General features: G+C 55.2%; 24 protein-coding genes. 8 read left to right on the plus strand and 16 right to left on the minus strand.

Annotation, left to right across the window (positions count from 1 at the left end; translation table 11 throughout):
* Nucleotides 1-5: 5 nt before the first annotated feature.
* A complete protein-coding gene (locus E3E37_RS08185; RefSeq protein WP_167716513.1) occupies nt 6-1,547 on the minus strand; it encodes a dihydropteroate synthase-like protein in 1,542 nt (513 codons plus the stop codon).
* Nucleotides 1,548-1,609: 62 nt separating this feature from the next.
* On the opposite strand from E3E37_RS08185, the gene E3E37_RS08190 reads away from it, so the two are divergent.
* From E3E37_RS08190 to E3E37_RS08200, 3 genes are read left to right on the plus strand one after another with little or no spacing between them, the layout of a single operon-like run.
* Nucleotides 1,610-2,332, plus strand: coding sequence for a DUF72 domain-containing protein (locus E3E37_RS08190; RefSeq protein WP_167716819.1), 723 nt, complete (start codon nt 1,610-1,612; stop codon nt 2,330-2,332).
* A gap of 42 nt (nt 2,333-2,374) precedes the next feature.
* Entirely contained in the window at nt 2,375-2,551 is a 177-nt protein-coding gene (locus E3E37_RS08195) for a hypothetical protein (protein ID WP_167716515.1), read from the plus strand.
* Entirely contained in the window at nt 2,548-2,997 is a 450-nt protein-coding gene (locus tag E3E37_RS08200) for a PIN domain-containing protein (RefSeq protein ID WP_167716517.1), read from the plus strand. The genes E3E37_RS08195 and E3E37_RS08200 overlap by 4 nt, the downstream gene beginning before the upstream one ends.
* A 61-nt stretch (nt 2,998-3,058) precedes the next feature.
* Here the strand turns inward: E3E37_RS08200 and gyaR are convergent, their stop codons facing one another.
* On the minus strand, nt 3,059-4,063 hold the full coding sequence (gene gyaR, locus E3E37_RS08205) for a glyoxylate reductase (protein ID WP_167716520.1): 1,005 nt from the start codon (nt 4,061-4,063) through the stop codon (nt 3,059-3,061).
* 62 nt (nt 4,064-4,125) lie between these two features.
* Between gyaR and rlmD the strand changes: the two genes are divergently transcribed.
* Together rlmD and E3E37_RS08215 are read left to right on the plus strand one after the other, a co-directional pair.
* A complete protein-coding gene (gene rlmD / locus E3E37_RS08210) occupies nt 4,126-5,391 on the plus strand; it encodes a 23S rRNA (uracil(1939)-C(5))-methyltransferase RlmD (protein WP_167716522.1) in 1,266 nt (421 codons plus the stop codon).
* 59 nt (nt 5,392-5,450) lie between these two features.
* Nucleotides 5,451-6,845 (plus strand): ATP-binding protein, encoded by a 1,395-nt coding sequence (locus E3E37_RS08215; RefSeq protein WP_088864848.1) that lies wholly within the window; start codon nt 5,451-5,453, stop codon nt 6,843-6,845.
* A 12-nt stretch (nt 6,846-6,857) separates the two neighbouring features.
* On the opposite strand, the gene infB is transcribed toward E3E37_RS08215, so the two are convergent.
* Entirely contained in the window at nt 6,858-8,651 is a 1,794-nt protein-coding gene (gene infB / locus E3E37_RS08220; RefSeq protein ID WP_167716821.1) for a translation initiation factor IF-2, read from the minus strand.
* Nucleotides 8,652-8,749: 98 nt separating this feature from the next.
* Between infB and E3E37_RS08225 the strand changes: the two genes are divergently transcribed.
* Complete coding sequence (locus tag E3E37_RS08225; protein WP_167716524.1) at nt 8,750-9,700, plus strand: hypothetical protein; 951 nt, start codon at nt 8,750-8,752, stop codon at nt 9,698-9,700.
* A 7-nt stretch (nt 9,701-9,707) separates the two neighbouring features.
* Here E3E37_RS08225 and ndk read toward each other — a convergent pair whose 3' ends face one another.
* The 4 genes from ndk to rpl7ae form a co-directional block, all read right to left on the minus strand.
* Complete coding sequence (gene ndk / locus E3E37_RS08230; protein ID WP_167716823.1) at nt 9,708-10,232, minus strand: nucleoside-diphosphate kinase; 525 nt, start codon at nt 10,230-10,232, stop codon at nt 9,708-9,710.
* A gap of 103 nt (nt 10,233-10,335) precedes the next feature.
* On the minus strand, nt 10,336-10,542 hold the full coding sequence (locus tag E3E37_RS08235) for a 50S ribosomal protein L24e (RefSeq protein WP_055429496.1): 207 nt from the start codon (nt 10,540-10,542) through the stop codon (nt 10,336-10,338).
* Between the two features lie 5 nt (nt 10,543-10,547).
* Nucleotides 10,548-10,760 carry a 30S ribosomal protein S28e gene (locus tag E3E37_RS08240; protein WP_088180639.1) on the minus strand — a complete coding sequence of 71 codons (213 nt, stop codon included), beginning with the start codon at nt 10,758-10,760 and terminating at the stop codon, nt 10,548-10,550.
* A gap of 79 nt (nt 10,761-10,839) precedes the next feature.
* Entirely contained in the window at nt 10,840-11,211 is a 372-nt protein-coding gene (gene rpl7ae, locus E3E37_RS08245) for a 50S ribosomal protein L7Ae (protein WP_055429498.1), read from the minus strand.
* A 125-nt stretch (nt 11,212-11,336) separates the two neighbouring features.
* On the opposite strand from rpl7ae, the gene E3E37_RS08250 reads away from it, so the two are divergent.
* Nucleotides 11,337-11,546 carry a hypothetical protein gene (locus E3E37_RS08250; RefSeq protein ID WP_167716526.1) on the plus strand — a complete coding sequence of 70 codons (210 nt, stop codon included), beginning with the start codon at nt 11,337-11,339 and terminating at the stop codon, nt 11,544-11,546.
* A 132-nt stretch (nt 11,547-11,678) separates the two neighbouring features.
* Nucleotides 11,679-12,014, plus strand: a complete 336-nt coding sequence (locus tag E3E37_RS08260; protein ID WP_167716529.1) for a PIN domain-containing protein — start codon at nt 11,679-11,681, stop codon at nt 12,012-12,014.
* 64 nt (nt 12,015-12,078) lie between these two features.
* Here E3E37_RS08260 and E3E37_RS08265 read toward each other — a convergent pair whose 3' ends face one another.
* The 9 genes from E3E37_RS08265 to E3E37_RS08305 all read right to left on the minus strand — a co-directional run bounded on the left by E3E37_RS08265 (nt 12,079) and on the right by E3E37_RS08305 (nt 23,469).
* Nucleotides 12,079-12,699, minus strand: a complete 621-nt coding sequence (locus E3E37_RS08265) for an HVO_0476 family zinc finger protein (RefSeq protein ID WP_167716824.1) — start codon at nt 12,697-12,699, stop codon at nt 12,079-12,081.
* Nucleotides 12,700-12,840: 141 nt separating this feature from the next.
* Nucleotides 12,841-13,704 (minus strand): MarR family transcriptional regulator, encoded by an 864-nt coding sequence (locus E3E37_RS08270; protein WP_240921957.1) that lies wholly within the window; start codon nt 13,702-13,704, stop codon nt 12,841-12,843.
* Nucleotides 13,705-13,742: 38 nt separating this feature from the next.
* Nucleotides 13,743-15,635: a phosphoadenosine phosphosulfate reductase family protein gene (locus E3E37_RS08275; protein ID WP_167716826.1), complete on the minus strand. Its 1,893-nt coding sequence runs from the start codon at nt 15,633-15,635 to the stop codon at nt 13,743-13,745.
* A gap of 82 nt (nt 15,636-15,717) precedes the next feature.
* A complete protein-coding gene (locus E3E37_RS08280; protein WP_167716533.1) occupies nt 15,718-16,968 on the minus strand; it encodes an amidohydrolase in 1,251 nt (416 codons plus the stop codon).
* Between the two features lie 46 nt (nt 16,969-17,014).
* Nucleotides 17,015-18,964: a hypothetical protein gene (locus E3E37_RS08285; protein ID WP_167716535.1), complete on the minus strand. Its 1,950-nt coding sequence runs from the start codon at nt 18,962-18,964 to the stop codon at nt 17,015-17,017.
* On the minus strand, nt 18,961-20,679 hold the full coding sequence (flaJ, locus tag E3E37_RS08290) for an archaellar assembly protein FlaJ (protein WP_088864860.1): 1,719 nt from the start codon (nt 20,677-20,679) through the stop codon (nt 18,961-18,963). Before flaJ ends, E3E37_RS08285 begins: the two co-directional genes overlap by 4 nt.
* Nucleotides 20,680-20,688: 9 nt before the next feature.
* Nucleotides 20,689-22,317 carry a type II/IV secretion system ATPase subunit gene (locus tag E3E37_RS08295; protein ID WP_167716537.1) on the minus strand — a complete coding sequence of 543 codons (1,629 nt, stop codon included), beginning with the start codon at nt 22,315-22,317 and terminating at the stop codon, nt 20,689-20,691.
* A gap of 1 nt (nt 22,318) precedes the next feature.
* Entirely contained in the window at nt 22,319-23,014 is a 696-nt protein-coding gene (locus tag E3E37_RS08300; RefSeq protein WP_088865783.1) for an ATPase domain-containing protein, read from the minus strand.
* 5 nt (nt 23,015-23,019) lie between these two features.
* Nucleotides 23,020-23,469 (minus strand): flagellar protein G, encoded by a 450-nt coding sequence (locus E3E37_RS08305; RefSeq protein ID WP_088864862.1) that lies wholly within the window; start codon nt 23,467-23,469, stop codon nt 23,020-23,022.
* Between the last annotated feature and the right edge of the window lie 2 nt (nt 23,470-23,471).

A 23,471-nucleotide genomic window follows, 5' to 3' on the forward strand; every position in this document is an offset into this window, starting at 1 on the left:
CATTTTCAATCTTTTGAGTAGAAGTCCGGGAAAAGCTCGACCTCCTGGACGTAGCTCCTACGGAGCCTTAAAGCGGTGTAAGCTCTCTCAAGCTCCCTGCCGAGGTAGAAGGCGTGCCTCGGGCTTATCTCAAAGCGCTCAAGGATCGTGTCGATTATCGCGTTTGGCTCGTCTCCGACTACCGTCAGAACTGCTTTGGTTCCCCTGTGGGCGTTCACCCATATCCTTCCGTTTTCGACCCAGATGCGGAAGTAGACCGGCTCAAGCTCCACCGGCCTTTCCCTCGCTTCGATGATTTCCTCTGCCGGCTCGAAGCTCCACTCCGGGCTTCTCTTTTCCTTTAAAATCAGCAGGTCGAAGCCTAAATCCTTCGGCATCTCAAAGAGGTTCATGTCTATTGCCCTTCTAAGCTCTCTTACCGAACCTTTGGCTTTGGCGCTCGTCTCCGTTGTGAGAAGCAGGTTTATTGAAAGCTCCTTCGCGATTCCAGCGAGCAAAGCGTTCATCCCGACGCTGTCGGCGTCGTAGAGTTCGACGACGTTTCCAACTCCCGCCAGAAGAACATCGTCCGGATTCCTCTCGCGGTAGAGCTGGAATGCCGTTACAGAGCGCGCCAGGTGGGGAACGTGCTCGAGTATTAAATCCGGGATCACCACCTTGTAACCGAGGTCAAGGGCCTTTTCCTTCAGTCCCTCAAGGAACTCGACCCTCTCAGCTGGCTTGGCCGGGAAGAAACCCTTCCTCTGGTTGGTCGGGATTAAAACGACGGGCTTTTCGGTTACGAGCTCCTCAAGGTTGCCGGCATCAACGCTCAGGAAGAAGTCGGCGTAGCTTAGGGCCTTCTCGATTTCAGCCGTGTTGAGCGAGTCAAAACTTACCGGGACGTCGAAGCCCTTCTCTTTAAGCCCCTCGCGTATTTCAGGGATCAGCTCGATGAAGTCGAGGTTCGTCTCGCCCGCTATCATCCCGATGTCGATTATATCGGCTCCCTCGTGGAGATAGTGGAGGGCCTTCTCAATCGTCCCCTCAACTCCGAGCCTCGGGGCATCGACGACCTCGCCGAGTATCCTCGCCGGAAAGTCCCTTCCGACTGGAAGGTTCCCTATGCGGACGTTCCAGGGCTTTTTGAGGGCCTTCTCGATGTAGCGCCTGTTCCTCGTTTTGTTCCTTATGTCCTCAACCCTCCTGAGGGCATCGAAGGAGAAGAGCTTGTCCGCGGGAACCTCTTTGCTCAGTTTGAAGCCGTTTTCAACCGCCTTCAGCGTCTGGGGAATGTCCATCGCGTTCCTGGGCCCCTTGAATGCAGGGATTCCGAGCTCATCCTCTACGCCCTGGGCAGAGCCGCGGACGAGTCCGGGGATTAAGATTAGGTCGTAGTCCTCACTCTTTATACCGGCCTTTTTTAGATAGCCCGCTATCATCTTGGGCGTTAGGAAAGCCGCAACGCTCACCGGTGTGACAAAGACGTCACAGCCCTGGCCATACTTCCTCACGAGGGGCTCCGCCAGCCTTCCCGTGACGAGGAGGATTCTTCCGGGGCACTTCATGTGCCTGGATTGGCCCCGAAAGTATTTAGGCTTTTGGAGGGAACATCCCCAGGGTGGTGGCGGTGATACGCGTCGGAACCTGCGGCTTCTGCGAGAGCCATTCCCGCTATTACCGGGACTTCGATGCGATAGAGATCCAGCAGACCTTCTACCGGATTCTGAGGGAGAAGACGCTCGAACGGTGGAGGAAGGAAGCCCCGGAGGAGTTTACCTTTGCCATCAAGGCCTTTCAGGGCGTAACTCATCCACCGAACAGTCCGACATGGCGGAGGAGCAACGTGAGGCCGGGTAAGGAGGTAGGCCTCCTGAGGCCAACGAGCGACGTTTTTCACTTCTGGCGTCTAACCCTGCGGGAGGCTGAGATTTTGGGGGCAAGGTTCATCCTTATCCAGCTGCCGAGGAGTTTCAAAGAGAGTGAGGAGAGCTTTGCCAACGCGGAGAGGTTCTTTGAGACCGCTGAGAGGGGTGACTTCGAGATAGCCGTTGAGCTGCGCGGCTGGAGCGAGAGGGGGATAAAGCACTTCGTGAGGGACTTCGATGTTATAGACGTAACCGACCCGCTGGTGAGGGTTCCGCTCCACAGGGGAGAGACCAGCTACTACCGCCTCCACGGACGCTATGAGGACGGGAGGATAATCTACCGCTATTCCTACAGCGATGAAGAGCTGGGAAAAATAAGGGAAAGGGTTCTCGACTGGAACCGCGCGGAGAGCTTCGTTTTCTTCAACAACTCGGACATGTGCAGGGACGCAAAGAGGTTGAAGGCAACCCTGAACGACCGATAGGGCTTTATATTCACGGGGTTTAGAACTCATGGGGATGACGTTATGGGCGAGATCGTGATTAAGATACCCCCTGGTGTGGACGCTGAGCGACTCAGGGAGCTCTTAAAAAGCGATGCCGAGCTTCTCATCAGGGCAATGAGCAAAAAAATCCGCCCGGGAATACTGGGGAAGGCCAGCGTCGAGGAGCTGGAGGGCTACGCTGAGGAGGTAGGGCGGTGATTTACGTCGATTCAAACGTGATTTACAACTATCTCTTCGAGACTCCCCTGACTAAACGCGCGTCCATCCTTCTGGAGGAACATAAAGGTGAACTTGTGACTTCTTTTTCCACGGTTGAAGAGGCCGTTTATGTTGTTCTCAGGAAGTTGCTCTCCGAGAGGGGGATACGAAACAGATACGATGCCAAGAGGCACCTAAAGACGTCCGAAGGCAAGAAACTAATCGAGAATGCCTTTGCCTTCGTTCTTGGTGTGGTCTTTCAATATGAGATTCAACTGGTCGAAGACGCTTCAAGTCCCGGCATCGTGGAGACCTACGCCGTTAAATACGGTCTGATGCCCAGGGATGCACAGATAGTGGCAACCTGCGTTCTAAATAGAATAGGGAAGATAGCGACGTTCGACACCGACTTCGACGATGTTCCCGAGCTCTCCGTTCTCAGATAGGCTCAGGCACGGATCCAGCTCATCATGGGTCAGACGAGGGTGTCGTCATCATCGCCGAGGGTTACTCGAACCCCGGCTTCCTGACGTTTAGAACTTCTCTATTGACCAGCGTCGGCGGGACTTCACCGTTCTTGAAGGCTATGAGGTTCCTCGCAACCAGCTCCGCCATTCCCTCCCGGGCTCCAAAGGTCGCACTGCCTATGTGGGGAGCCAGAACCACGTTGTCCAAGCTGAACAGCTCCTCGTTGTAGTACGGCTCCTCCTCGTAGACGTCCAGACCAGCCCCGGCAATCCAGCCCTCTTTGAGGGCCTTAACGAGCGCGCTGGTATCAACGACCTTACCGCGCGCGATGTTTACCAGTATCGCGGTGCTTTTCATTAGCTTGAGCTCCCGCTCACCTATCATGTGGTAGGTCTCCCTCGTGAGAGGAACGGCCAGAACCACGAAGTCGCTCTCGCGCAGGAGCTCGTTGAGGGGCCTGAATTCCGCGTTAAGCTCCTTTTCAGCCTCCGGCTTCCTGCTCCTTGAGTTGTAGAGTATCCTCATGCCGAAGCCCCTGGCTCTTCTCGCCACCGCCTGGCCGATTCTCCCGAAGCCGATTATCCCTATGGTCTTGCCGTAGACGTCGTAACCCAAAAACCAGCGCGGGTGCCATGCGACGCCCTTCCTCTTCCACTCGCCAGAGCGGGTGAATTTGTCCGCCTCTATGAGCCTCCTTGCGGCGGCGAGCAGAAGCGTCCAGGCGAAGTCAGCGGTGGCGTCGGTGAGGACGTCGGGAGTGTTGGTGACGTATATTCCCCTTCTGGTGGCCTCCTCGACGTCTATGTTGTCGTAGCCCACCGCATAGTTCGCCACAATCCTCAGCCTCGGCGCCGCATCGAAGACCTCGGCGTCAATCCGCTCGCTGAGCATTGTAACGAGGGCGTCCATATTTTTAACCTTCTGAAGCAGGACTTCCCTCGGAATCTCGTGCTCGTCCTCCCAGACCTCGACCTCGAAGTGCTCCCTCAGCATCTCGATGCCGTTCTCGGGAATGGCGCGCGTGATGAGAACCCTCGGTTTCATGTTCCCACCCCCCCATCAAGGGTATGCGAGGGATATAAAAACCCTGACGGTGAGTTCAGGGCATGAACGTTGAAGGGAAGATAGGGAAGCTCAGCGACGACGGCCTCGGCCTTCTGCACGCCGAGAACAAAACCGTTTACGTTCCCTTCGCCTACCCCGGCGACAGCGTTCGGATTAAATCAACGAAAAGGCGGTTTGGAAGGTTAATCGCCCGGGACTTTGAGCTTTTAGAACCCTCCCCGCTCAGGGCAACCCCTAAATGCGGGCACTTCGGTAAATGCGGCGGCTGCCTCTGGCAGGGAATGAAGTATAAGGAACAGCTGAAACTCAAAGCGGAGCTCTTCGAGCGGATAACCGGGATAAGCGCCGAGACCAGGGGCTCGCCGAGGATATGGGGCTTCAGGAACGTGAGCAACTTCATAGTTACAACCGCTGGAATCGGCCTCAAGGAGTACGGAAACCCGCTCGGCGTCGTTGGGCTTTCAGAGTGCCCGGTCTTCTCGAAGAGGACGCGCGAGTATCTTCGCGCCCTGAGGGGTTTTCTGGCCGAGACTGGCCTGAGGCCCTGGGACTTGAAGAGGAAAGCCGGCGACGTCCACTACCTTCAGATCAGGGAGGGCAAGTTCACGGGCGAGGTCATGGTGAACCTCATCGCCCACGTCAGGCCTTCGGAGGAAGTTCTGGAGGCCTTCGTGGACTACTTCTCCTTCGCCGATTCCATCTACTGGAGCGTCAAGGCCGATGAAAGGGACGACCCGAGGGGCGAGCCGCTTCACGTCTCCGGGGAGGAGCTGATACGCGAGCGCATCGGGAACGTTACATACCTCATCCACCCCAACAGCTTCTTCCAGACCAACAGTTACGCCTTAGAATTGCTCCTCAGGGCGGTTGAGGGCTTCGCCGACGGTGAAAAGGTCCTCGACCTGTACTCCGGCGTTGGGACGTTTGGCATTTACTTGGCGAAGAGGGGTTTTTCGGTTGAGGGAATCGAGGCGAACCCCTTCGCGGTGGAGATGGCCAATAGGAACGCCGAGCTGAACGGCGTTGATGCGGTCTTCAAAGTTGGAAAATCTGAGGAAACACCAATCGGCGATTATGACACGGTCATAGTCGACCCGCCGAGGAGGGGACTGAAGGAAGCGGGTGAGCTCTTGGTGAAGAGCGGCGTTGAGAGAATCGTCTACGTCTCCTGCAATCCAGGGGCGTTTAAACTCGACTACGAGAACCACCTGGGGAAGGCCTACCGCGTTGAAGGGGCGATCTTGGTGGACATGTTTCCGCACACGCCGCACGTTGAGGCCGTGGTGGAGCTCGTGAGGGAAGGGTAACTATCCAGCGGACATTGCTCCCGCAACTTTTAAATAGTTGAAACGCGAGTATTATACTCATGAGTAGACAAAAGTTCATAGACAGGGAACGCGAACTGGAGTTCCTTGAGAGGGCATACTCCAGCGATAGGGCCGAGTTCCTTGTGATCTATGGCAGGAGGAGAATCGGCAAGACCGAACTGCTGCTGCACTTCGCAAGGGATAAGCCACACGTCTACTTCCTGGCAACGGAGAGGCCTTACCGTGACAACCTGAGGGAGCTCCAGAGACTCCTGTCGGAATTCCTCGGGGACAGGCTCTTCGGGAAGGTGACCTTTGAGGACGTAGACGAGCTCCTCATGGCGTTCACCGAAAGGATTGGGGACGAGAAGGTAATCTTGATAATCGACGAGTTTCCCCTGTTAATCGAGCACCATCGCCCGGTCCTCTCGCTCCTTCAGAAGGCTTGGGACCTGAAGCTGTCTGAGACAAGGATAATGCTTATCCTCTGCGGTTCAAGCGTTTCGGCGATGGAAAGCGAGGTTTTGGCCTACAAAAGCCCCCTTTACGGAAGGAGAACCGGGCAGTGGCGCTTAACCGAGATTCCCTTCTTCCACATCGGGGAGTTTCTGCCCGGCTACACCGTTGAGAACCTTGTGAAAGTGTACGGCATCACCGGGGGAATTCCGGCCTACCTGCTCCAGTTCGACCCGAAAAAGGACTTCGACGAGAACGTGGTTGAAAACGTACTCTCGAAGGGCGCCTTTCTCTACGAGGAGGCGGAGTTTCTGCTCCGCGAGGAGCTCCGCGAACCGGCCAACTACTTCGCGATACTCCAGGCCATAGCGAGCGGAAGGAGCAGGTTCGGGGAGATAGTGAACTCCACCGGACTCGACAAGAGCCTCGTGTCGAAGTACCTAGCCGTTCTCCAGAGGCTCGGAATTGTGGAGAGGGAGGTCCCCGTTACCGCGACGCTTAAGGAAGCAAGCAAGAGAGGACTGTACTCGATAGCCGACAACTACTTCGCCTTCTGGTTCCGCTACGTGCTGCCGAACAAGGGCTATCTTGAGGCAGGACTGGCGGAGGAAGTCTGGGAGCGCTCAAAGAGCGACTTTAACGCCTACATGGGTTCCGTCTTCGAGAAACTCATCAGGAATCCGGAAGTTTTCTTAAGGCTCACGGGGTTCCGCTTCACGAAGCTCGGCCGCTGGTGGAGAAAAGGCGAGGAGATTGATTTGCTGGCCCTGAACGAGATGGAGAAGAGGGCTTTGCTCATTGAAGTCAAGTGGAAGGAGCTGAGCGAGAGGGAGGCTAGGGGGATTTTGAAGGATTTGGAGAGAAAGGCAGGACTTGTTGGCTTGGAGGACTGGGAGAAGAGCTATGGACTGATGGCCAAGAGTTTAGAGGGAAAAAAAGAGCTGAGAGCTGAAGGCTGGCTCGTCTGGGACTTGGAGGATTTCAAGGAGAAAGGATAGAAATCCGAGAACTCAAACCGCCTTCCAGAACGGGTCCCCCTGGGCCTTTACCTTCGCCGTCATTTTCAGCGCCTTTATGTCCGTCTCGTCCAGCTCGTTCTTGAGCTGCTTGGCAAGGATTATGACGTCGTTCTTGCTCAGATCGACGTAGAGGGTCTCTCCCGGGTGTATGTGCCTGCCGACTATCGCTCCCTCAATCGCTATCGCCACCGCGTCGCCCTTCTTGGCCTCCTGGACGAAGTCGTTCTTGTTCTTGATTGACTTGATGACGCCGACCTTCTGGCCGTTCTGCTTGATGAGCGTCACTCCGGGCCTTATCCTGCCCTCAATCACCTCGATGCCGACTATGGCCGGGTGACTGCGCCTGAATACGTAGCGCTCGTCCGGATAGAGCCTTATGACGCCCGGGAATGTCACCTTACTGAGGAGCTCGCGCTTCTTCTTCTCCTCCTCTGCCTTGACCCAGGCCTCGTAGTCTTCGATGAGCTTGTAGATGATGTTGCCTGTAAATATCGGCACCCCCTTGGCCTTGGCAACCTCTGCAGCGTCCTCGTTCACCTTGACGTTGAAGCCGAGGACGACGCCGTATTTGGGCTCTTCATCCTTGACGCTCAAAGCTTCCATCACGTCGGTCTTGCTGACGTTCCCAACGTCGGCCTTCCTTATCGGTATGTTCTTCTCCTGGAGCTCCTTGCTGAGGGCTTCAAGAGAGCCAAGGGTATCAGCCTTGACTATAACGCCGACCTTACCGGTGCTTATGACGACGCTCTGGATCTGGCTCAGTATCTCCTCCCTTGCCCTATCGACTTCCTCCTCGGAGCGGGCCGCTATGACCGGAGAGCCGGCGAGGGCCTCCTCAAGGCCCGGGGCGGCTATCTTGACACCCGCCGCGGCGGTGACCTCTTCAACCTGGTCGAAGCGGAAGCGCGGGTCCCTAATCTCGTCCAGCGGTTTCGGCTTTAGCAGGGCGCGTATCTTGGTGACTATCGCCTTGTCCTTGCCACCAACGACTATGGTATCATCCTTCCTGAGCGTCCCATCGTAGATTATGACGTCTATGGTGGTTCCGAGGCCGAGCTCCTCGCGGACTTCGAGGATCGTGCCGCGCGCCGGCCCCTCGACCTCAATCTTGAGCTTCTCCTCCAGGTACTTCTGGCTAAGACCCGCGATAAGGACGAGAAGCTCGGGAACACCTATGCCGTACTTGGCTGAAATCGGGACTATCGCCAGTTCGCGCGTGAAGTCCTGGACGCGGTCGAAGCGGTTGGCCTGGAAGCCCATCTCGTAGAACTTACCTATCAGTTCCCAGAGCTTTGTCTCAAGCTCCTGAACGGCGCGCTGGTCCTGCTTCTTGATGTTCACCAGGAACGGCTCGTCCTCCTCGACCTTCCAGCCCTTTATCCTGTCGATTTTGTTCGCCGCCACTATGAAGGGCGTCCTGTTCTTCCTGAGGATTTCGATGCTCTCTATCGTCTGCGGCTGGAAGCCCTCGTTGATGTCAACGACAAGAACCGCAAGATCTGCGAGGCTTCCACCCCTCGCCCTAAGGCTTGTGAAGGCCTCGTGACCGGGAGTATCGATGAAGAGCAGACCTGGGAGCTTTATCTCGCCCTTCCAGAGCTTGATGAGCGGACCGGCAAGCTGCTTGACCGTCTCGATGGGAACCTCGGTCGCACCTATGTGCTGGGTTATTCCGCCGGCTTCTTTTCCAGCGACGTTGGTTCTCCTGATCCTGTCAAGGAGAGTGGTCTTTCCGTGGTCAACGTGACCGAGAACAGCTATGATCGGCTGCCTAATCCTCTTCATCTTCCTCACCTCTAAGCCTAACTCCGGCGTGGGCTTTTAAAGGTTCGTCCGGCCGGAAGGATTAAAAGTCCCGGTGGTAATTCCAGAGGGGTGGTGAGATGCCGGCAGACCTAGCCGTTGCACTGATTTCAACGGTTATTGGCTTTGGGATTCCACTTCTAATCTGGAGAAAGAACCGCTACCGTGCTTCGGTCTACGGTATGTTTCTCTCCCTCACCATAGCATACGTTTGGATGGTTTACTTCGCAACCCTCAACCCACTTCGCGGCGACTTGGTGGCCGGATACACAGGCTACGGCCGTGAAATCGGCCTGACACTCCTCTTTGCGGTATACCTCGACTACCTTATCGCATACCTGCTCGTGAGAAGTGCCGGCCTGACGCTTCAGGGGGCCGCCTCGTGGGAGAACAACGTGGGGAAGATTATCCTTCTGTTCTCGCTGATATCGGTTGGCTTTTATCCCAAGCTTCTCGGCGTTTACGCGGTTCTCTACCTGGTAATCGGAGCCTGGATCCTCAAAAACCGCGGGGAGATTATTAAAAACATGACGAACGCTGAAAAGCTCGATCTTGGCTGGGTGCGGGGCTTCTTGAGGAAGTACGGCATAGAGGTGGAGGAGGTATACGGTGTAAGAAACTGCTTCACGGCTTTGCTGACGGGAAGGCGACTCTTCATCGGCGAGAAGCTCCTGGAGTTTGAGCCCGACGAGGCAAAGGTGATGGTGCTTGAGGCGGCCTACGTCGAGAGCAGGGGGATAGCGGTACGGCAGCTCATCCTCGGCCTGATAGTGTTCCTCATATCGGGGATGATAGTTACGGATATAGGTGACTGGAACCTCAAGCTTGCCGGGGCGGGCTTTCTGACGCTCCTGTCATGGGGAGTTGACCTTGCTTACATAATCCAGATACGCACGGCAACTGATAAGTTCGTGGCAAACGAGCTCGGAAAGGAAACGCTCCAGAGGACGCTGGAAAAGGTGAAGGAGCTGGCGAAGAAGAACAGGGAGCGGGACGGTTCAGGCCCTCATCCAACGCGGGGAAGAGAATGAAAAAGGCCTAACGCTCAAGGCAGTTCATGCTGTCGAGGTACTCCTTCTTTCCCTTTGCATGGGTGTGGTAGAACCAGTCGGCGGCCTTGCAGTACTCAAAGATCTCTTCAGGCTTGAAGTACAGGTTTATCTCCCTCTCGGCACTCTCGGGGCTGTCGGAGGCGTGGATGATGTTGTATATCGAGTCGCCGATGTCGAGGCCGTAGTCACCCCTTATGCTTCCGGGCTCGGCGTCTTTCGGGTCTGTGGCGCCGGCCATCTTCCTGACGACGCTTATGGCATACCTGCCCTCGACCACCATGACGACGCTGGGAGCCTTGGTGATGTAGTCGATGAGGGGCTCGAAGAACGGCTTGCCCCTGTGCTCCTCGTAGTGCCTCTCGGCCAGCTCGCGGTCAATCCATATCATCTTCATACCGACTATTTTAAGGCCCCTTTTCTCAAAGCGGGAGATTATTTCGCCCATCAATCCGCGGACAACGGCATCGGGCTTCAGAATAACGAGCGTCCTCTCTATCTGCTTGTCGGCCATTGGCAACACCGAAGTTAGTTGGCCGGGTGGTTAATAGGTTTTTTGGAAATGTATCGACACGTAAGAAACGTCGAAGTCAGAAACAGGAAGGGAAAGAAAGAAATCACTTCCTCCTCTTGGCCCTCTGAAGCCTTGCCTCCTGGAAGGCCTTGGTCCACTTGAGCTTTCTCGGGTTTCTGCCCATGAAGTAGTACTTCTCGCACTTGCTGGAGCAGAAGAACAGGACTCTGCCGTCGTTCCTGACGTACATCTTGCCCGTTCCCGGCTCGAACTCCTTTCCGCAGTAGGAGCAGACGTTCCACCTTGCCATCGTGATTACCTCCTGGTCCTAATCTCCCTGGCTTCACGCTCGGTCTCCCTGAGGATGACTATGTCGCCGACGCGAACCGGGCCCTTGATGTTTCTCCTGATGACGCGGCCCTTGTCGCGGCCTTCCAGCACTCTAACCTTGACCTGAGTAACGCCACCGGTGACGCCGGTTCTGGCGACAATTTCAATAACCTCAGCCGGGTATCCTTCGTCGCTCATTTCTCACACCCCTTAACCTAAAAATCCCTCGCACGGATGAACTTAAACCTTTCCTTACGGTGAAGGAAGGAAAAGGAGCTCACTTCATGAGCTCCCTAACCTTCATAGCGATGTCCTCAACGAGCTCACGGCCCTTACCGGGCTCGATGATGGCAACGCTGGCTGCCGGAACCTCAATTCCAGCAGCGGCACCGAGCTCCTTCTTGCTCGGGACGTAGATGTACGGAATCTCCTTCTCCTCGCACAGCGGCGGGAGGTGGGCAACGATCTCCTCAGGGTCAACATCCTCAGCGATGACAACGAGCTTGGCCTGGCCCCTCTCAACGGCCTTGGTGGTCTCGTTGGTACCCTTCCTTATCCTTCCGGTGTCGCGAGCGAGCTCCACAGCCTCAAGGGCCTTCTCGGCAAGCTCTGCCGGAACCTCAAACTTGACGTAGCTTGGCTTCGCCATCTTTCATCCCTCCGAAACCTCATCGTTCATCGAGTTTTGCGTGCTGAGTTCATGGGGAGGATTTAAAAGGGTTTCGATACGGCAAACTCAAAAGGTTTAATAACCTGAAATGAGAATGTAAGTCCATGTCGGAGATCATTCTCAGGGTGAATCTTCCCAATGGAGAATCCAACTCCGTAAAGAAACGGCTGCTCTCGCTCATCGAGGTTGACGTCAGGAAAGCAAGAATTGAGAAGGAAGTTGCCGAACTCCTCAAAACAATCCGGCCCGGATTCGGTGGAAAAGCCTCATCAAAAGAGCTCGATGAATACGCTGATGAGGTGTATGGGGTTTGATTTACGTTGATGCCAACATCCTCTACAACTATATCTTCGAGACGGAACTAACTGAGTACTCCCTCAAAGTGCTGTCCCTTAATGAGCCCAAGATAACATCCGACACTGTTGTTAACGAGGCTATTTTTGCTTTTGAGAAAGCTAGCAAAGGAAAACTACGGGATTACATCTCCCCGAAAACTAAAACTCACCCTTAACAAAGGGTCGATTCCCTCAGAACTTATTGGAAAGGCCTATAGCTACGTTAAGGCCACCCTCATCGCCAATGAAGTGATACTGGTCCCAGAGCAGGTTCTTTGGGAAGATATTATCGCTCTGGCTGAAAAATACAGACTGCTGCCCAGCGACGCAAGGATACTGGCCACCGCGCTGGCCCATGAAGCCGACAAGCTGGCAACCCTTGACAGAGACTTCCATCATGTTGACGTGGTGACACTGGTTCCGGGGGATTATTGGATAGAAGATTAAAGCTCAGCAGCGGCCAAGCTCCTCATCCCCAATAGGGTCAGAGAAAGGAAAAAGTCCTCATCACTCAGCTTCCACCGGATTCTTTTCCGTAGCCCCGGTATATCTCAAGGCTCCTCCTTGCCCTCGCGCGGGGAATGCTGTGCCCCATCAGCGCAACTATTCTGTCGGCCTTTGCCTTGCCGTGGTGGAGCATCTTGGTTTCCGTCTTTATCTTCTCAACCCGGAAGGTGTAGCGGCCGACCTCAAGAACCTCGCCGACGACGAATTCCTCGTTTCTCGGGACCTTAACCTTGAAGGCCTGAGTCACTCCCTTTGGGAGATATATCGAGACCTTGATGACCTTTGGATAGGTCAGGCTCTCGCCCCAGAGCGTTTTTATCTCGCCTATCTCGGCCTTGTTAACGCGTTTGTCCCCCTCAAGCTCTATGCCCGTGATCCTGACCTCGTCGTCATCCGTCTCGACGATGTCGCCGACCCTTATCTCCTCGCCCTCCGGCAATTCAACCTCGCCCTTGAAGCTCCTCTCGTGCTTGCTGACAATGAGCGGAACCTTCACGAGCTTGGGGAGCGTTATGATCCAGACGTTGCCGCACTCGTTGCAGCGGAGGGTGAGCTCCCTTCCCCTCTCCTTGATGACCTCGACGTCATCGCTACCGCACTCTGGACAGATGAAGTACTCCTCCATGTCTCTCACCAGAGGGAAGAAGAGGGAAGGCGTTTATAAAGGTGTTCTTTCGAGGCGAATCCGTTGGAGCATCGAGAATTGGCCAACTAAACTTTACCAAATCTTGGAGATTCTGGAGAAGTGGACTTTACCACTTTTGCCTCACTCCCTCAGGAAGACCCTGTACGTTCTCCCTTCCTTGGTTCTCGTTATGAGACCTTTCTCCTCCATCTCACGGAGGATCATGCTGACTTTCGCCTTCGAAACTCCAAGCTTCTCGGCGAGCTCGCTCTGGAGGACGGGGCCTTCCCTCAGCATGGCGAGTATCTTCTCCTCGTCGCTCCGCAGATGGGTGAGCTCCTCCTCGCGCTTCCTCTCGCGGTAGAGGATGTAGCCGTAAACGGAGCCACCTCCTAAGAGAAAGCCGATTATAAAAAGGCCAACGTAGAGCCACGGCGAAGGTGGCTTTGGAACGGTTATCTCCCCTGAAAAACCAACTATGAAGTAGAACTCGTCCCCAGGACGGACGTTGCTGCGCTTCCATTCAAGGAGAAGCCTATCGGTTGAGCTCTCGACCCTGTCGGGCGATGGGATTATCGGCGAGAGTATGGCGTACCCCCTTGGGACGAGTAGCTGCATGTGGAAGACGCCAACGGGCTGGCTGAACTTGATGTAGTACGTGAACTGCTCGTTCCCACCGTTCTCGCTTATCATGCCCCTTGTGATAAAGGTGAGCTCTATCCTGGCGCTCTGCCCAGGGTTTAGGGTGGGAAATGTCAGGTAGATGGCGTTGGTTCCACCCAAGATTTCCCTCACGGTCACGTTTATCTTCTCGACTCTGTTCCCAAGGTCAAGCACGGCGCTCGCGTTCTCAACGGGATAAGCGGTGTAGATGACATATCCGCTGAGGTTCGTGTTGGACGTCAGGTCTATCTCGATGGTTTCGCGGATGTTGTTCTGGTCCACTACCTCAAAATAGACTGCATAGGCGTTTATCTCGTAGTCGTACTCCTCCGCACCGACCAACGGGAGGAATATGAGAGACAGAATAAGGAATAACCCGATTAAAGCTGACTTCCTTCCTCGGGGTTTTTGATCTTCAGCAGCGGGCATACGTCCATACACTCCCTGCAGTGGGTGCAGAGCTCGGGGTTCACGACTATCTTCCTGCTCCTCTCATCTATGCTCAGCGCTCCCTCCGGACACTTGCCGACGCAGACACCGCAGCCGACGCATTCGTAGGCGCGCTTGACGAGATAATAAGCCTGTACCGCCTCGTTGGGGTCATCGGTGTAGGCGCCGTCTGGTCTAAATGTAACATCACCCGCCCTTATGTAGTTTTCGCCTTCCTTGACTTCTCCGAGGATCGGGGCGACTTCTCCAATCCGTTTCAGGTTAACTACTGTGTTAAAGCGGGTTACGAAACCGGTTTCGGTTTTCTCCACCGTGTACCTCACCGGCTCCCACGAGCGCTCCTCTGGAATATCAACGCCGAGCTCCCTCGCTATGGCCTTCTCTCCCTTGCTCAGCTTCTTCCACCGCCAGAAGCCGTAGGTTATCCACTCGTCGGGCATTCCAAAGCGTTTCCCCCAGCGTTTGAGTTCGCCCTCCCACTTGGCCCACAGCTCGGGCTTCTCCTCCTTCAGGGTGTAGATTTCCGCCAGGGAGGCGCTCGGGCAGAGGAAGCAGCCTATCCTGTCGAAGCCCCTCTCATACAGCGGGTTGTAGGGGAGCTCTCTGCTGAGGATGTAGAGCCACACCTCAAGCGCGCGCCAGTGGAATATCGGCGATGCCCCCGTCTCGTTCGGCACCCAGGGATTCTTCCACACCCTCGGCTGCTTGAACCTCTTTATGCTCTCGTACTTCCTCTGGCCGACGAACATGAGGACGCCTTTCGGGTAGTTCTCCTTGATGGAGAGGGTTATGGGGCCGAGCTTGGTGACCTTGCAGCACCAGCGGTAGTCCCTCCCCGGCGGGGAAAAGACGTGGATGGCGCGCCAGAAGGCGTCGCCGGCATCGGCAACGACAAACTTAATCCCCTTCGGCTCAAGCTCCTTCCTCAGCTTCTCGACGTATTCGAGCGTTTCCGGGAACTCTATGCCCGTGTTGTTGAAGAAGACGGTGAAGCCCTCGTCGCCGAACTCCTCCAGCGCCAGACCGAGAACAGCTAAGCTGTCCTTCCCGCCCGAGAAGGCCACCGCTATCGGGAGGTCGGAGTAGCGGGTGGAGACCTTCCTCATGAAGCGCCTCGCTTCCATCACCTTCCTCTCAAGCTCGATGGAGTTGGCCCTCAGCACGTCCTCCATCGTGGCCTTCCTTCCCTCGCGGTAGTTGATGCTCCTCTGCCTCCTCACCTTGACGCCGGTTCCACGCTCCCTGCTGGCTAAGGCTTCGTAGTCCTTCTTCGCTATGCCCGTTGCGATGACCTCGCCGGCCTGGGAGACCAGTATTACGTCGTCGTTCCGCTTTATGCTTTGCTCAGCCTCGATTATACCAACGGGCAGGAGGTTGGAGCCGTTCAGTATCGGCTCTATGGCACCTTCATCGATGACTATCCACTTTTTCATCGCCTTCCCGAAGCGCTTCCAGAGGGCAGTCGCCCCCTCGACCTTCAGGCCGGGTTTCCAGCGGAGCTCCAGCGGGTCGAAGCGTATCCAGCCGAAGACGTAGCCATCGAGGATTATCTCGTAGGAGTCATCTTCCCCGGGCGTCTTGTTGAGGAGGATGACCTTGCCATCGAAAAGCTCGCCCACGTCGACGCCGTAGTGCTCTCGAAATATCGAGCGGATCAGCTCGATGTCCCTCTCGAAGGCGAAGCGCAGGTCGCCAGGAGGGGTTATATTCAGCCTGAAAACGCTCTCCTTCCCGTGGAGAGCGCAGCTGTCACCGATGAGCGGGACGTTGCACTTCTCGCACCAGTTTATGTAAGCCTTGCCGAGGTAGACCGGCCTTCCCATCTCTCTCACCTGGGGCAAGAAGGGAGCAGGGGTTTATAAAGGCGATTGGTGGGTGAGAATTGGGTCACTTATTGAACCCGGTTCACAGAACCTCCTCCCACAGCTCCTCCGGGGTCTTTCCGAGCTTCATGAATATTCCGTTTTTATAGACTGGCTCTCCGTTAACCATGACCAGCTCGACATCACTTCCCCTCGCGGAGTAAACCAGGTGCGAATAAACGTCCTCCCCGGGCAGGAACTGGGGCTTCCGCGCGTTCACGAGTACAAGGTCAGCGAGATAACCCGGCCTTATCAAGCCTGCCCTCAGCTTGAGCGCCCTCGCCCCTCCCAGGGTTGCCCAGCGGAAGACCTCCCTCGCGGGGGCCACGTCAGTTCTCCTCCGCCAGACCTTGTTGAGAACCGCCGCGAAGCGCATCTCGGTGAAGAGGTCCATCAATCCGACTGGATTCGGCGAGTCGTTGCCGAGGGCTATGTTTGCCCCGCCCTCCACCAGCTCGATTATCGGCGCGATCCTCCCCTCAAGCTTCGCCATGCTCAGCGAACAGTGGACGAGTGTGGCACCGCTCTTTGAGTAAAGCCGGACTTCATCGTCACCCAGATATATGCCGTGAACGCCGATGAGGTTCTCACCCAGGGCCCCGGCCTTCCCGAGATACTCCACGGGGGACAGGCCGTAGCGCCGCTTCACCTCCAGAACCTCACCCCTGCTCTGAGACAGGTGAACGTGAACCAGAGCGTTCTTCTCTCCAGCAAACTCGGCTATCTCCTTCATCAGCTCAAGGGAAACTGTGTTGGTGGCATGGGGCGCGAGAACCGGCCTCACAAGCTCTTCCTCCCCCTCCCAGCGCTTGAAGAACCGGAAGCCTTCCCCGGGCTCGGCTATCGGAAAGTCCACCGAGTCCATTACCGTCTGACCGACAAACGCCCTAATTCCGAGCTCCAGTGCTGCATTAGCTATCTCGTCCGCGAAGAAGTAGTGGTCGTTTACCGTCGTTGAGCCGTTCGAAAGCGCCTCGGCCATGCCGATGAGGGCCCACCTGTGGATTTCCTCGCGCGTCCATTCGAGCTCGGCCGGCCAGATGACGTCGCCCAGCCACTTCTCCATCGGCAGGTCCTCGCCGAGGCCGCGGAACTTCGCCATCGCCACGTGGGTGTGAGCGTTGACCAATCCGGGGAGTATCAAGTAACCCCTGCCCCCGTAAACTTCATCAACGTCGTACTGACCCATGCTCCCTGCGGGAACGACGTCTCTGATCACGGACCCATCTATTATGACCGCTGTGCTCTCCCTGACACCCTGCCAGTCAACGACGGTTCCAACCAGGGCTTTCATACGCTCACCGATTGAAGTTGGTCGAGGTTTCAGTTAAACCTTTGGGTTACCCCCTCTCCTCCATCTTTGCCGCTATCCACGCGAGGAGCAGGATGAAGACGATACCTCCCACGAAAGACCCTCCGATGTAGATGAGCCTATCCTTCAGCGACATACCTTCCTCGGAAAGGGTGGTCGTCACGTTGCTCTCGTTGCACGGAACCGGAACCTTAATGACTTCGGTAACCACTTTTGGCTCACACGTTGAATTGGTGCTCTCGTTGGAAATTCCGAGTGATGAGTTTCCTGGGGTGATGCTGGCCTCACCGACAACTCTGATTGTCGTGGAGTTGTAGAACACCTCGCCATGGCTTTCAACACCCGCACTTATCTCGTATTCTCCGGGAACCAGCGGAATGACCGTCAGGGAATACGTTCTGCTCCCGTTCGGAGGAAGTACGTCAGTCCTTGTCAGCCATTTTCCATAGGCGGTGAAGTTCTCGGCTATAGAAGCGAAGCCCTTCGGGAGGGCAACGGTGAGGGTGAAGGGAAGTCCCACGTTTCCGGTATTGATCACGGTCACGTTTAGGGGTATCTCTCCTCCAACGCTGCCGTTCAATGCCGAGACCTTAACAAGGTAGCCAATCTTGGCCGGAGCAACGTCAACGACCCTGTTCTCGGAGCTGAAGCTCACCTGTTCAACCCCATAACAGGAGAGGGCGTAGGGGGCGTGTCCCGTTACGACCACGTTGCCCAGTGAGAGATTGCCCGCCTTCTCGGGGAGGATTTTCAAAGGAATCTCGACGCTCTTGCCCTTTGGAATCTCCTCAAAATAGGCCGGATAGTCGCCGAGAGCTTTGAATCCATCGGACAGGTTGAGGCTCACCTCGACGTACTTGAGATCGCTCGGCCCCTCGTTGGTTATGGTTATCCTCGCGTCGAATGGAACGAACTGAGTGGCATTTCCGGGAGCAAGGAAGGACACGTTGAGGAGCGCAACATCACTTACCCTGGGAACCTTCTCCTCATCTATGAAGGCAACCACGTGAATCTCCATCGCTCCATCGCGCTTTCTGGAGGCGGTTGAACCTATGAGAAGGCCACCGTAGTACATTCCTGAGGAGAAGTTGCCAATCGTTATGAATCCCGATCTTATGACCCTGCCGCACGGATTCATTATGGAGACGTAGGCGCTGTCGTCGAATATTTTGTCGACCTTAATCAGGTACGGGCCGAGTTTCTCGGTCTTGCCCTCGCGGAGCCATCCATCGAAGGAAGGAAGAACCTTTACGCGGAGATACGCGCCTTTCAACCGTATCGTGGCCTTCAGGTATTCCGAACCCACAAGCTCACCGGTGGAAATCAGCAGTCCGTCCGCATCTATCGTCTCCCCTGGTTCTGCCAGGTACTGCTTGCCATTCACACGGATGTCCACTATCTCCGTCAGCTGCCCGTTCTCCGAGGATACAGTATAATTGTAAAACACGACACTCCATTCTCCGATAGACACGTTTTTGCTCCTCCTCAGATAGCCGTCGAACAGAATCGGCATCGAAGTCAGTGATATCCTCATGTTTTCGTACGAGACCTCCTTCCCAGCTGCGCAGTAGATTTCCTTAGAAGTCTCTCCGTCTGACACAACCAATGTGCCGCCCTTCTCACTCACAGACTTCAGAGAAACCTCATAACCTCCAACAAAAAGCTTCTCTCCTTCGAGAAGGTAGGGGAACGTGTAAGAGAGGTTCAGATACGATACCCCCGAAGAGTAGAGTGCATCATTGAAGGAAAATGAATAGCCGTCCCACAGAATGCTCCCCCCAATCGGAACCACCCTCATGCCCAAGCCAGCAGGATAGACTAGAACCGAGCCGTCGCTCAGGGAGATGTCCTTGATGAGGATGTCGCCGTCATATACTCCCACCCTGGCCGGGAACTGGAGCCACCCGGTTATCGAGGAGCTGGCCGCAACTCCGGGCAGTAACATGAACGCCAGGAACAAAACGAGTAACTTCTTCACGGTATCACCCCCAGGGAGCCTACAACCACCCCCGTCAGCGAGGAAAACGTCATCATCTTGCCCATCACGACGGTTCCCAGGTACTGGCCAATGGCGGCCAGCCACACGAGAACCACAAAATAGTAGACAGTAATCCCCATGTGCCCGCCATCGGCAAACTTTATCGAGAGGGCAGAGAGGAGGCAGTGGATGATCAGGATAACCATGAGGATGTAATCCGTCATCTCCAAGCCGCTCTTTGACGGAACGAAGATTATGTTCTGAAGGAAGTCTCCCTGAATGGTCAGGTTTGAGAAGAGCTTGTTCATGTAAACGGAAACCTGAAACGCGGCCGCAACTGAGAAGGCAAACGCTCCCGTTATGCCGTAGATAACGCCCCTAAAACTCGCCACAGTTTGAGCGCGTTTTCTCCTGAGCCTCACCAGGCGCTCGAAGTTCCTCGATATGACCATCCCAACGTAGTCAGGCTCTGCACCGAGGTTTATGCTCTTGTTGAATATCTCGGAGAAGATACCTATTAGCCAGCTACCGGTGTCTATGGTGAAGTAGCGCCAGGATTTGCTGTTGTCTATCCTCATCGAGACCCTACGGTAGAGGTTCCTTATGTCCTGAGTTAGGACTCCAAAGTCATGGGCACTGAGGTACTTGAGCACGAGGGGAAGGGCGGCACCGCTTGCGGCAAGGGAAGAGCTGAGGCTCCTCATGAATGCCGGAAAGTTCTCATCCTTCACAAGGATGGCCTTCTCCTCCTTCTCAAGCACCTTGCCCAGGTACATGAGCGGGGTGAGCACTATCGCAACCTGAACGAGGAGTGGAAGGTCGAACCTTGGTCTCACCACCAGCACAACCAGAACCGCCGCTGCCATGATGCCCGCGACGGATATAAGCGCGGCCTTGATGAACTTGGCCTTCCTCTCGGAGGTCATGGCGTAGTCGGCCCATATCCTGTCCTCCGGCATTCTGTACTTTATGACGAGCATTATTCCAATCTCGGTAGCAAGAACGAGCACGAACATAAAGGCACTAAGGCTGACAATGTCCTGACCGGTGAGTATCGGACCTATGATTATGAACGTCACCATGAAGACGACCGAGATTATAAGTGAGGAGTACACCTCCTTGAAGACATCCAAGTCGTAGAGGGTTCCCTCGTAGAAGGTCTCGTAGTCGTCCATAACCGTCTTCTGCTCCTGGAGGAGGTAGTCCCTGAGCTCTACACCGCTATCGAGGGAATAGGCGAGCCTATCGAGGAAATCCGCGAAAACCTTGCTGGGCGTTCTCTTGGCAAGGAACCTCAGGGCCTCCGGCATGCCCCTGTGGAGCTTTGCTATAAGGTAGTACACCTTTTTCATGTCGCTCGCTATCGGTTCCAGAATCTTCTCGGTGGCCAGGTTCCAGATGAGCTCGCTCCTGCTCACGTCGCTCGTAGATAGCACCGCGAAGTACGTTGCAAAGAAGGGAATCTTGGAGTTTATCTGAACCCTCTTGTTGCTGATTCTGGCATAGGGGTACCCAACGGCGTAGATGAGTGGAAGGAGCGGAATTGCATAGAGGACAAAGGTTATCACGCTGGAAAGGGATACAAACCTCTTGAGAACTGACACGGCAACGAAGAGGGCCATGGAACCCACTATACTGGGCAGCAGAACTTTCCTGAAGTACTCGTGCATGGTAATGCCCGACTGTGCCAGCACTCCCGCCTTCTCCCCGGCCATTTTCCCACCTCACAGCCTGAAGCTCAGCCCCTCTATTCCCTTTTCGTAGAACGCCTTAATCTCCCGGTGAACCGCGTAATAGTCCGTTATGCCAAGCTCCGCCATCCTTTTGATTATCCTCGCACGGAGGAAGAGCTCGTTGTATATCTCCTTCGGATCCTCGTAGCCGGCAACTTCCGCGATTTTCCTCTCGAGAATGTACGAGTTGTTCATTCCACGGAAGATGTGTCTGTCAGTTACTGCGTCCCACTCGAAAACGTTCCTCGTGGCAACCCCGCCGAGTTCCTCGTAGTAGCCCTCTATCTCGACGACGCTGAGAACCCTCCTCAGGAACCTGCCACGGACGTAGACCGCCTGCTGGAAGAGGGCTATGTTCAGGTTGTCTATGAACGTGACTGGGATGTTTATCGGTGAGCCTGTGAAACGCTGTATCATCTTTCTAACGTCGCCAGCGTGAAACGTCGCCATGACCGGGTGTCCGGTCTGCATGGCCTGGAAGGCTATTGCACCCTCGGCTCCACGAATCTCACCGACTATGATGTAGTTAGGCCTCGAACGAAGAGCCGCCTTCAGGAGGTCAAAGAGCGTAACCCTGCTCTCCTCCGGCCCGCGCTCCCTGGTGGTGAGCCTCTGCCAGTTCTTGTGTGGAACGACGACCTCAGGAGTATCCTCAGCGGTGTAGATTTTAGCGTCTGGTTTGATGAAGGGGATGATTGAATTGAGCGTTGTGGTCTTTCCGCTTGCCGTCTCACCGCAGACGAAGATGCTCATGCCGTACTCAAGGGCCAGCCAGAGGTAGGCGGCAACCTCAGCGGAGAAGGTGTTCCATTTGACGAGCTGGACGACGCTGAGCGGGGTCGCCGAGAACTTACGTATGGTTGCGCTCGGACCCTGAATGCTGACGTCGGGAGAGTAGATTATGTTGATACGCGAACCGTCCGGAAGGGTTCCATCGACGATCGGGTTTTTGTCGCTGACTGGCCTGCCCATCCTCTCGCTGAGGTTCTTGAAGTAATCCGCCAGACGGAGGTTATCGCCGAAGGTTATGTTGGTCTCCATGGCATCGAATATCTTGTGGATGAGGGAGACGTAGTTGGCGCCAATTATGTGGATGTCCTCGATGTAGGGGTCGCGCATAAGGGGTTCAAGGGGTCCTATGCCGACTATGTCCCTCTTGAGAAGGTAGCGAAACTTGGCCACCTCCTCAGCCGTGAAGGAAACCCGTCTGCGGTTGAACAGACCCCCTCCAATCTTTCCCAGCGCCTCGTCCATTAGGTCGTCCAGAAAGCGCTCAAACTCCTCGCTCTCCTCCGGAATCTTCTTTTCTGGTGCGAGTTCGAGTATCTTGTCCTTCAGGAGTTCGTACTTCTGTTCCTCCTCCGGGCTGGTTATCCTGGGCTCGATGACTATATATCTCTTCTCCGTGTTTATGTCACCGTAGATGTGGATGAATATGGGATCCCCCACCGGATAGAGTATGTTCGGGTACTTGATGTCCTTCATGTCCCTGCTGAGCTGGGCGTAGAACTCCGGAAACTTACCGGTCTTCTTGACGAATCCCTCCACATATCTTCGAAGGTGTGGGTTTCGGGCCATTGCAACCTCAATGTTGTCGCTGACGTCCTTCTTGACCGGCATATCACACCACCGCGGCTATCTCGACTATGAACCCGACCCTCGGTTCTACCCTGAACGGGATTATCTTCTGGAAGATGCCCATGGCATTGTTGTACTTGACGATGGTTGCCGAGTTCTTCAGGTCACCGCCGAACGTCTTCACGCTCAGCCGTATGAGCAGGCTGGACGCCTCCTCCAGTATCTTAAGGAACTCAGGCTCTATATCAGCAGGGTTCACGGTCATTATCGTGACCTTTCCCAGGGAGCTCAGCCTCTTCAGATGGAGGGAAAAGGCCCTTATTTCCTCTCTATCAAGCTCAGAGGGCAGGAGAGCGGAGAGTGAATCGATTATCATTACGTCCGTCTTCCACAGTCTCGGCTCCCCAACGAATCTCGACAGGAACTTCCGCCTGTCAGAAACGCCAACCAACAGAGGATAGAGCGAGACGAACATGAGACGCCTCTTTATCAAATCCTGGATTATGCTGTATCCCAGTGAGTCCATCTGATTTATGAACTCGGGGGTGGTGTACTGGCTGGAAACATAGGTGGCGGTGTAATCGTTTCTCAGGAACCCGTAGAGGAGTCTCTGGGAGAATATGGACTTACCTGTACCCCTGTCTCCTTCGATCAGTACTATACTCCCCGCTGGAATGCCGCCTCCAAGACGCCTGTGAAGCTCGTCGTTAGGTATCTGAATCCTAAGGAGGCTCCCCATGGTCATCACCCCACCTCAAACACGAGTGATTTCCTCTTTCCAGTCTCGATGACGACCGTGATTTTGTGATACCCGGATGATGAGATGAAGGCAGTCGGGACGTATATTTTACCGACTTCGTACGGAGCAAGCACGCCCGATGGATCGAAGGTAAGGTTTGCGGGCGGGATTATCGAGCCGTCTATCATGACAACAACGGAATTGGGGTCAAAAGAGAAGGAGTCCTTACCGGTGTTGCGGATGTAGAAGACGTACGAAGAGCCAGAAACGGGAATGTTCTCCGGATCGTTAATTATTTCAAAATTAGTGCGCAGACTCTCGGCCACATCTTGGCCTTTCGTGATAATGCCTCCTGAAATATCCTGGGTAACCACGTACAGACCTCCGGCTACCATACCCGCTACCAGTAGTGAGACGATGAACAGTACAAGCTCCGACACCACTGAACTCGCCATTA

Source organism: Thermococcus sp. ES12 (assembly GCF_012027515.1).
In the GTDB taxonomy this organism is placed as follows: Archaea; Methanobacteriota_B; Thermococci; order Thermococcales; family Thermococcaceae; genus Thermococcus; species Thermococcus barossii.

Bases quoted from the DNA above. Each gene is read 5' to 3' on its own strand.
- E3E37_RS08185 (WP_167716513.1), bottom strand. From the start codon at position 1,547: ATGAAGTGCCCCGGAAGAATCCTCCTCGTCACGGGAAGGCTGGCGGAG.
- E3E37_RS08195 (WP_167716515.1), top strand. From the start codon at position 2,375: ATGGGCGAGATCGTGATTAAGATACCCCCTGGTGTGGACGCTGAGCGA.
- gyaR (WP_167716520.1), bottom strand. From the start codon at position 4,063: ATGAAACCGAGGGTTCTCATCACGCGCGCCATTCCCGAGAACGGCATC.
- rlmD (WP_167716522.1), top strand. From the start codon at position 4,126: ATGAACGTTGAAGGGAAGATAGGGAAGCTCAGCGACGACGGCCTCGGC.
- E3E37_RS08215 (WP_088864848.1), top strand. From the start codon at position 5,451: ATGAGTAGACAAAAGTTCATAGACAGGGAACGCGAACTGGAGTTCCTT.
- infB (WP_167716821.1), bottom strand. From the start codon at position 8,651: ATGAAGAGGATTAGGCAGCCGATCATAGCTGTTCTCGGTCACGTTGAC.
- E3E37_RS08225 (WP_167716524.1), top strand. From the start codon at position 8,750: ATGCCGGCAGACCTAGCCGTTGCACTGATTTCAACGGTTATTGGCTTT.
- ndk (WP_167716823.1), bottom strand. From the start codon at position 10,232: ATGGCCGACAAGCAGATAGAGAGGACGCTCGTTATTCTGAAGCCCGAT.
- E3E37_RS08235 (WP_055429496.1), bottom strand. From the start codon at position 10,542: ATGGCAAGGTGGAACGTCTGCTCCTACTGCGGAAAGGAGTTCGAGCCG.
- E3E37_RS08240 (WP_088180639.1), bottom strand. From the start codon at position 10,760: ATGAGCGACGAAGGATACCCGGCTGAGGTTATTGAAATTGTCGCCAGA.
- rpl7ae (WP_055429498.1), bottom strand. From the start codon at position 11,211: ATGGCGAAGCCAAGCTACGTCAAGTTTGAGGTTCCGGCAGAGCTTGCC.
- E3E37_RS08250 (WP_167716526.1), top strand. From the start codon at position 11,337: ATGTCGGAGATCATTCTCAGGGTGAATCTTCCCAATGGAGAATCCAAC.
- E3E37_RS08265 (WP_167716824.1), bottom strand. From the start codon at position 12,699: ATGGAGGAGTACTTCATCTGTCCAGAGTGCGGTAGCGATGACGTCGAG.
- E3E37_RS08275 (WP_167716826.1), bottom strand. From the start codon at position 15,635: ATGGGAAGGCCGGTCTACCTCGGCAAGGCTTACATAAACTGGTGCGAG.
- E3E37_RS08280 (WP_167716533.1), bottom strand. From the start codon at position 16,968: ATGAAAGCCCTGGTTGGAACCGTCGTTGACTGGCAGGGTGTCAGGGAG.
- flaJ (WP_088864860.1), bottom strand. From the start codon at position 20,679: ATGGCCGGGGAGAAGGCGGGAGTGCTGGCACAGTCGGGCATTACCATG.
- E3E37_RS08295 (WP_167716537.1), bottom strand. From the start codon at position 22,317: ATGCCGGTCAAGAAGGACGTCAGCGACAACATTGAGGTTGCAATGGCC.
- E3E37_RS08300 (WP_088865783.1), bottom strand. From the start codon at position 23,014: ATGGGGAGCCTCCTTAGGATTCAGATACCTAACGACGAGCTTCACAGG.
- E3E37_RS08305 (WP_088864862.1), bottom strand. From the start codon at position 23,469: ATGGCGAGTTCAGTGGTGTCGGAGCTTGTACTGTTCATCGTCTCACTA.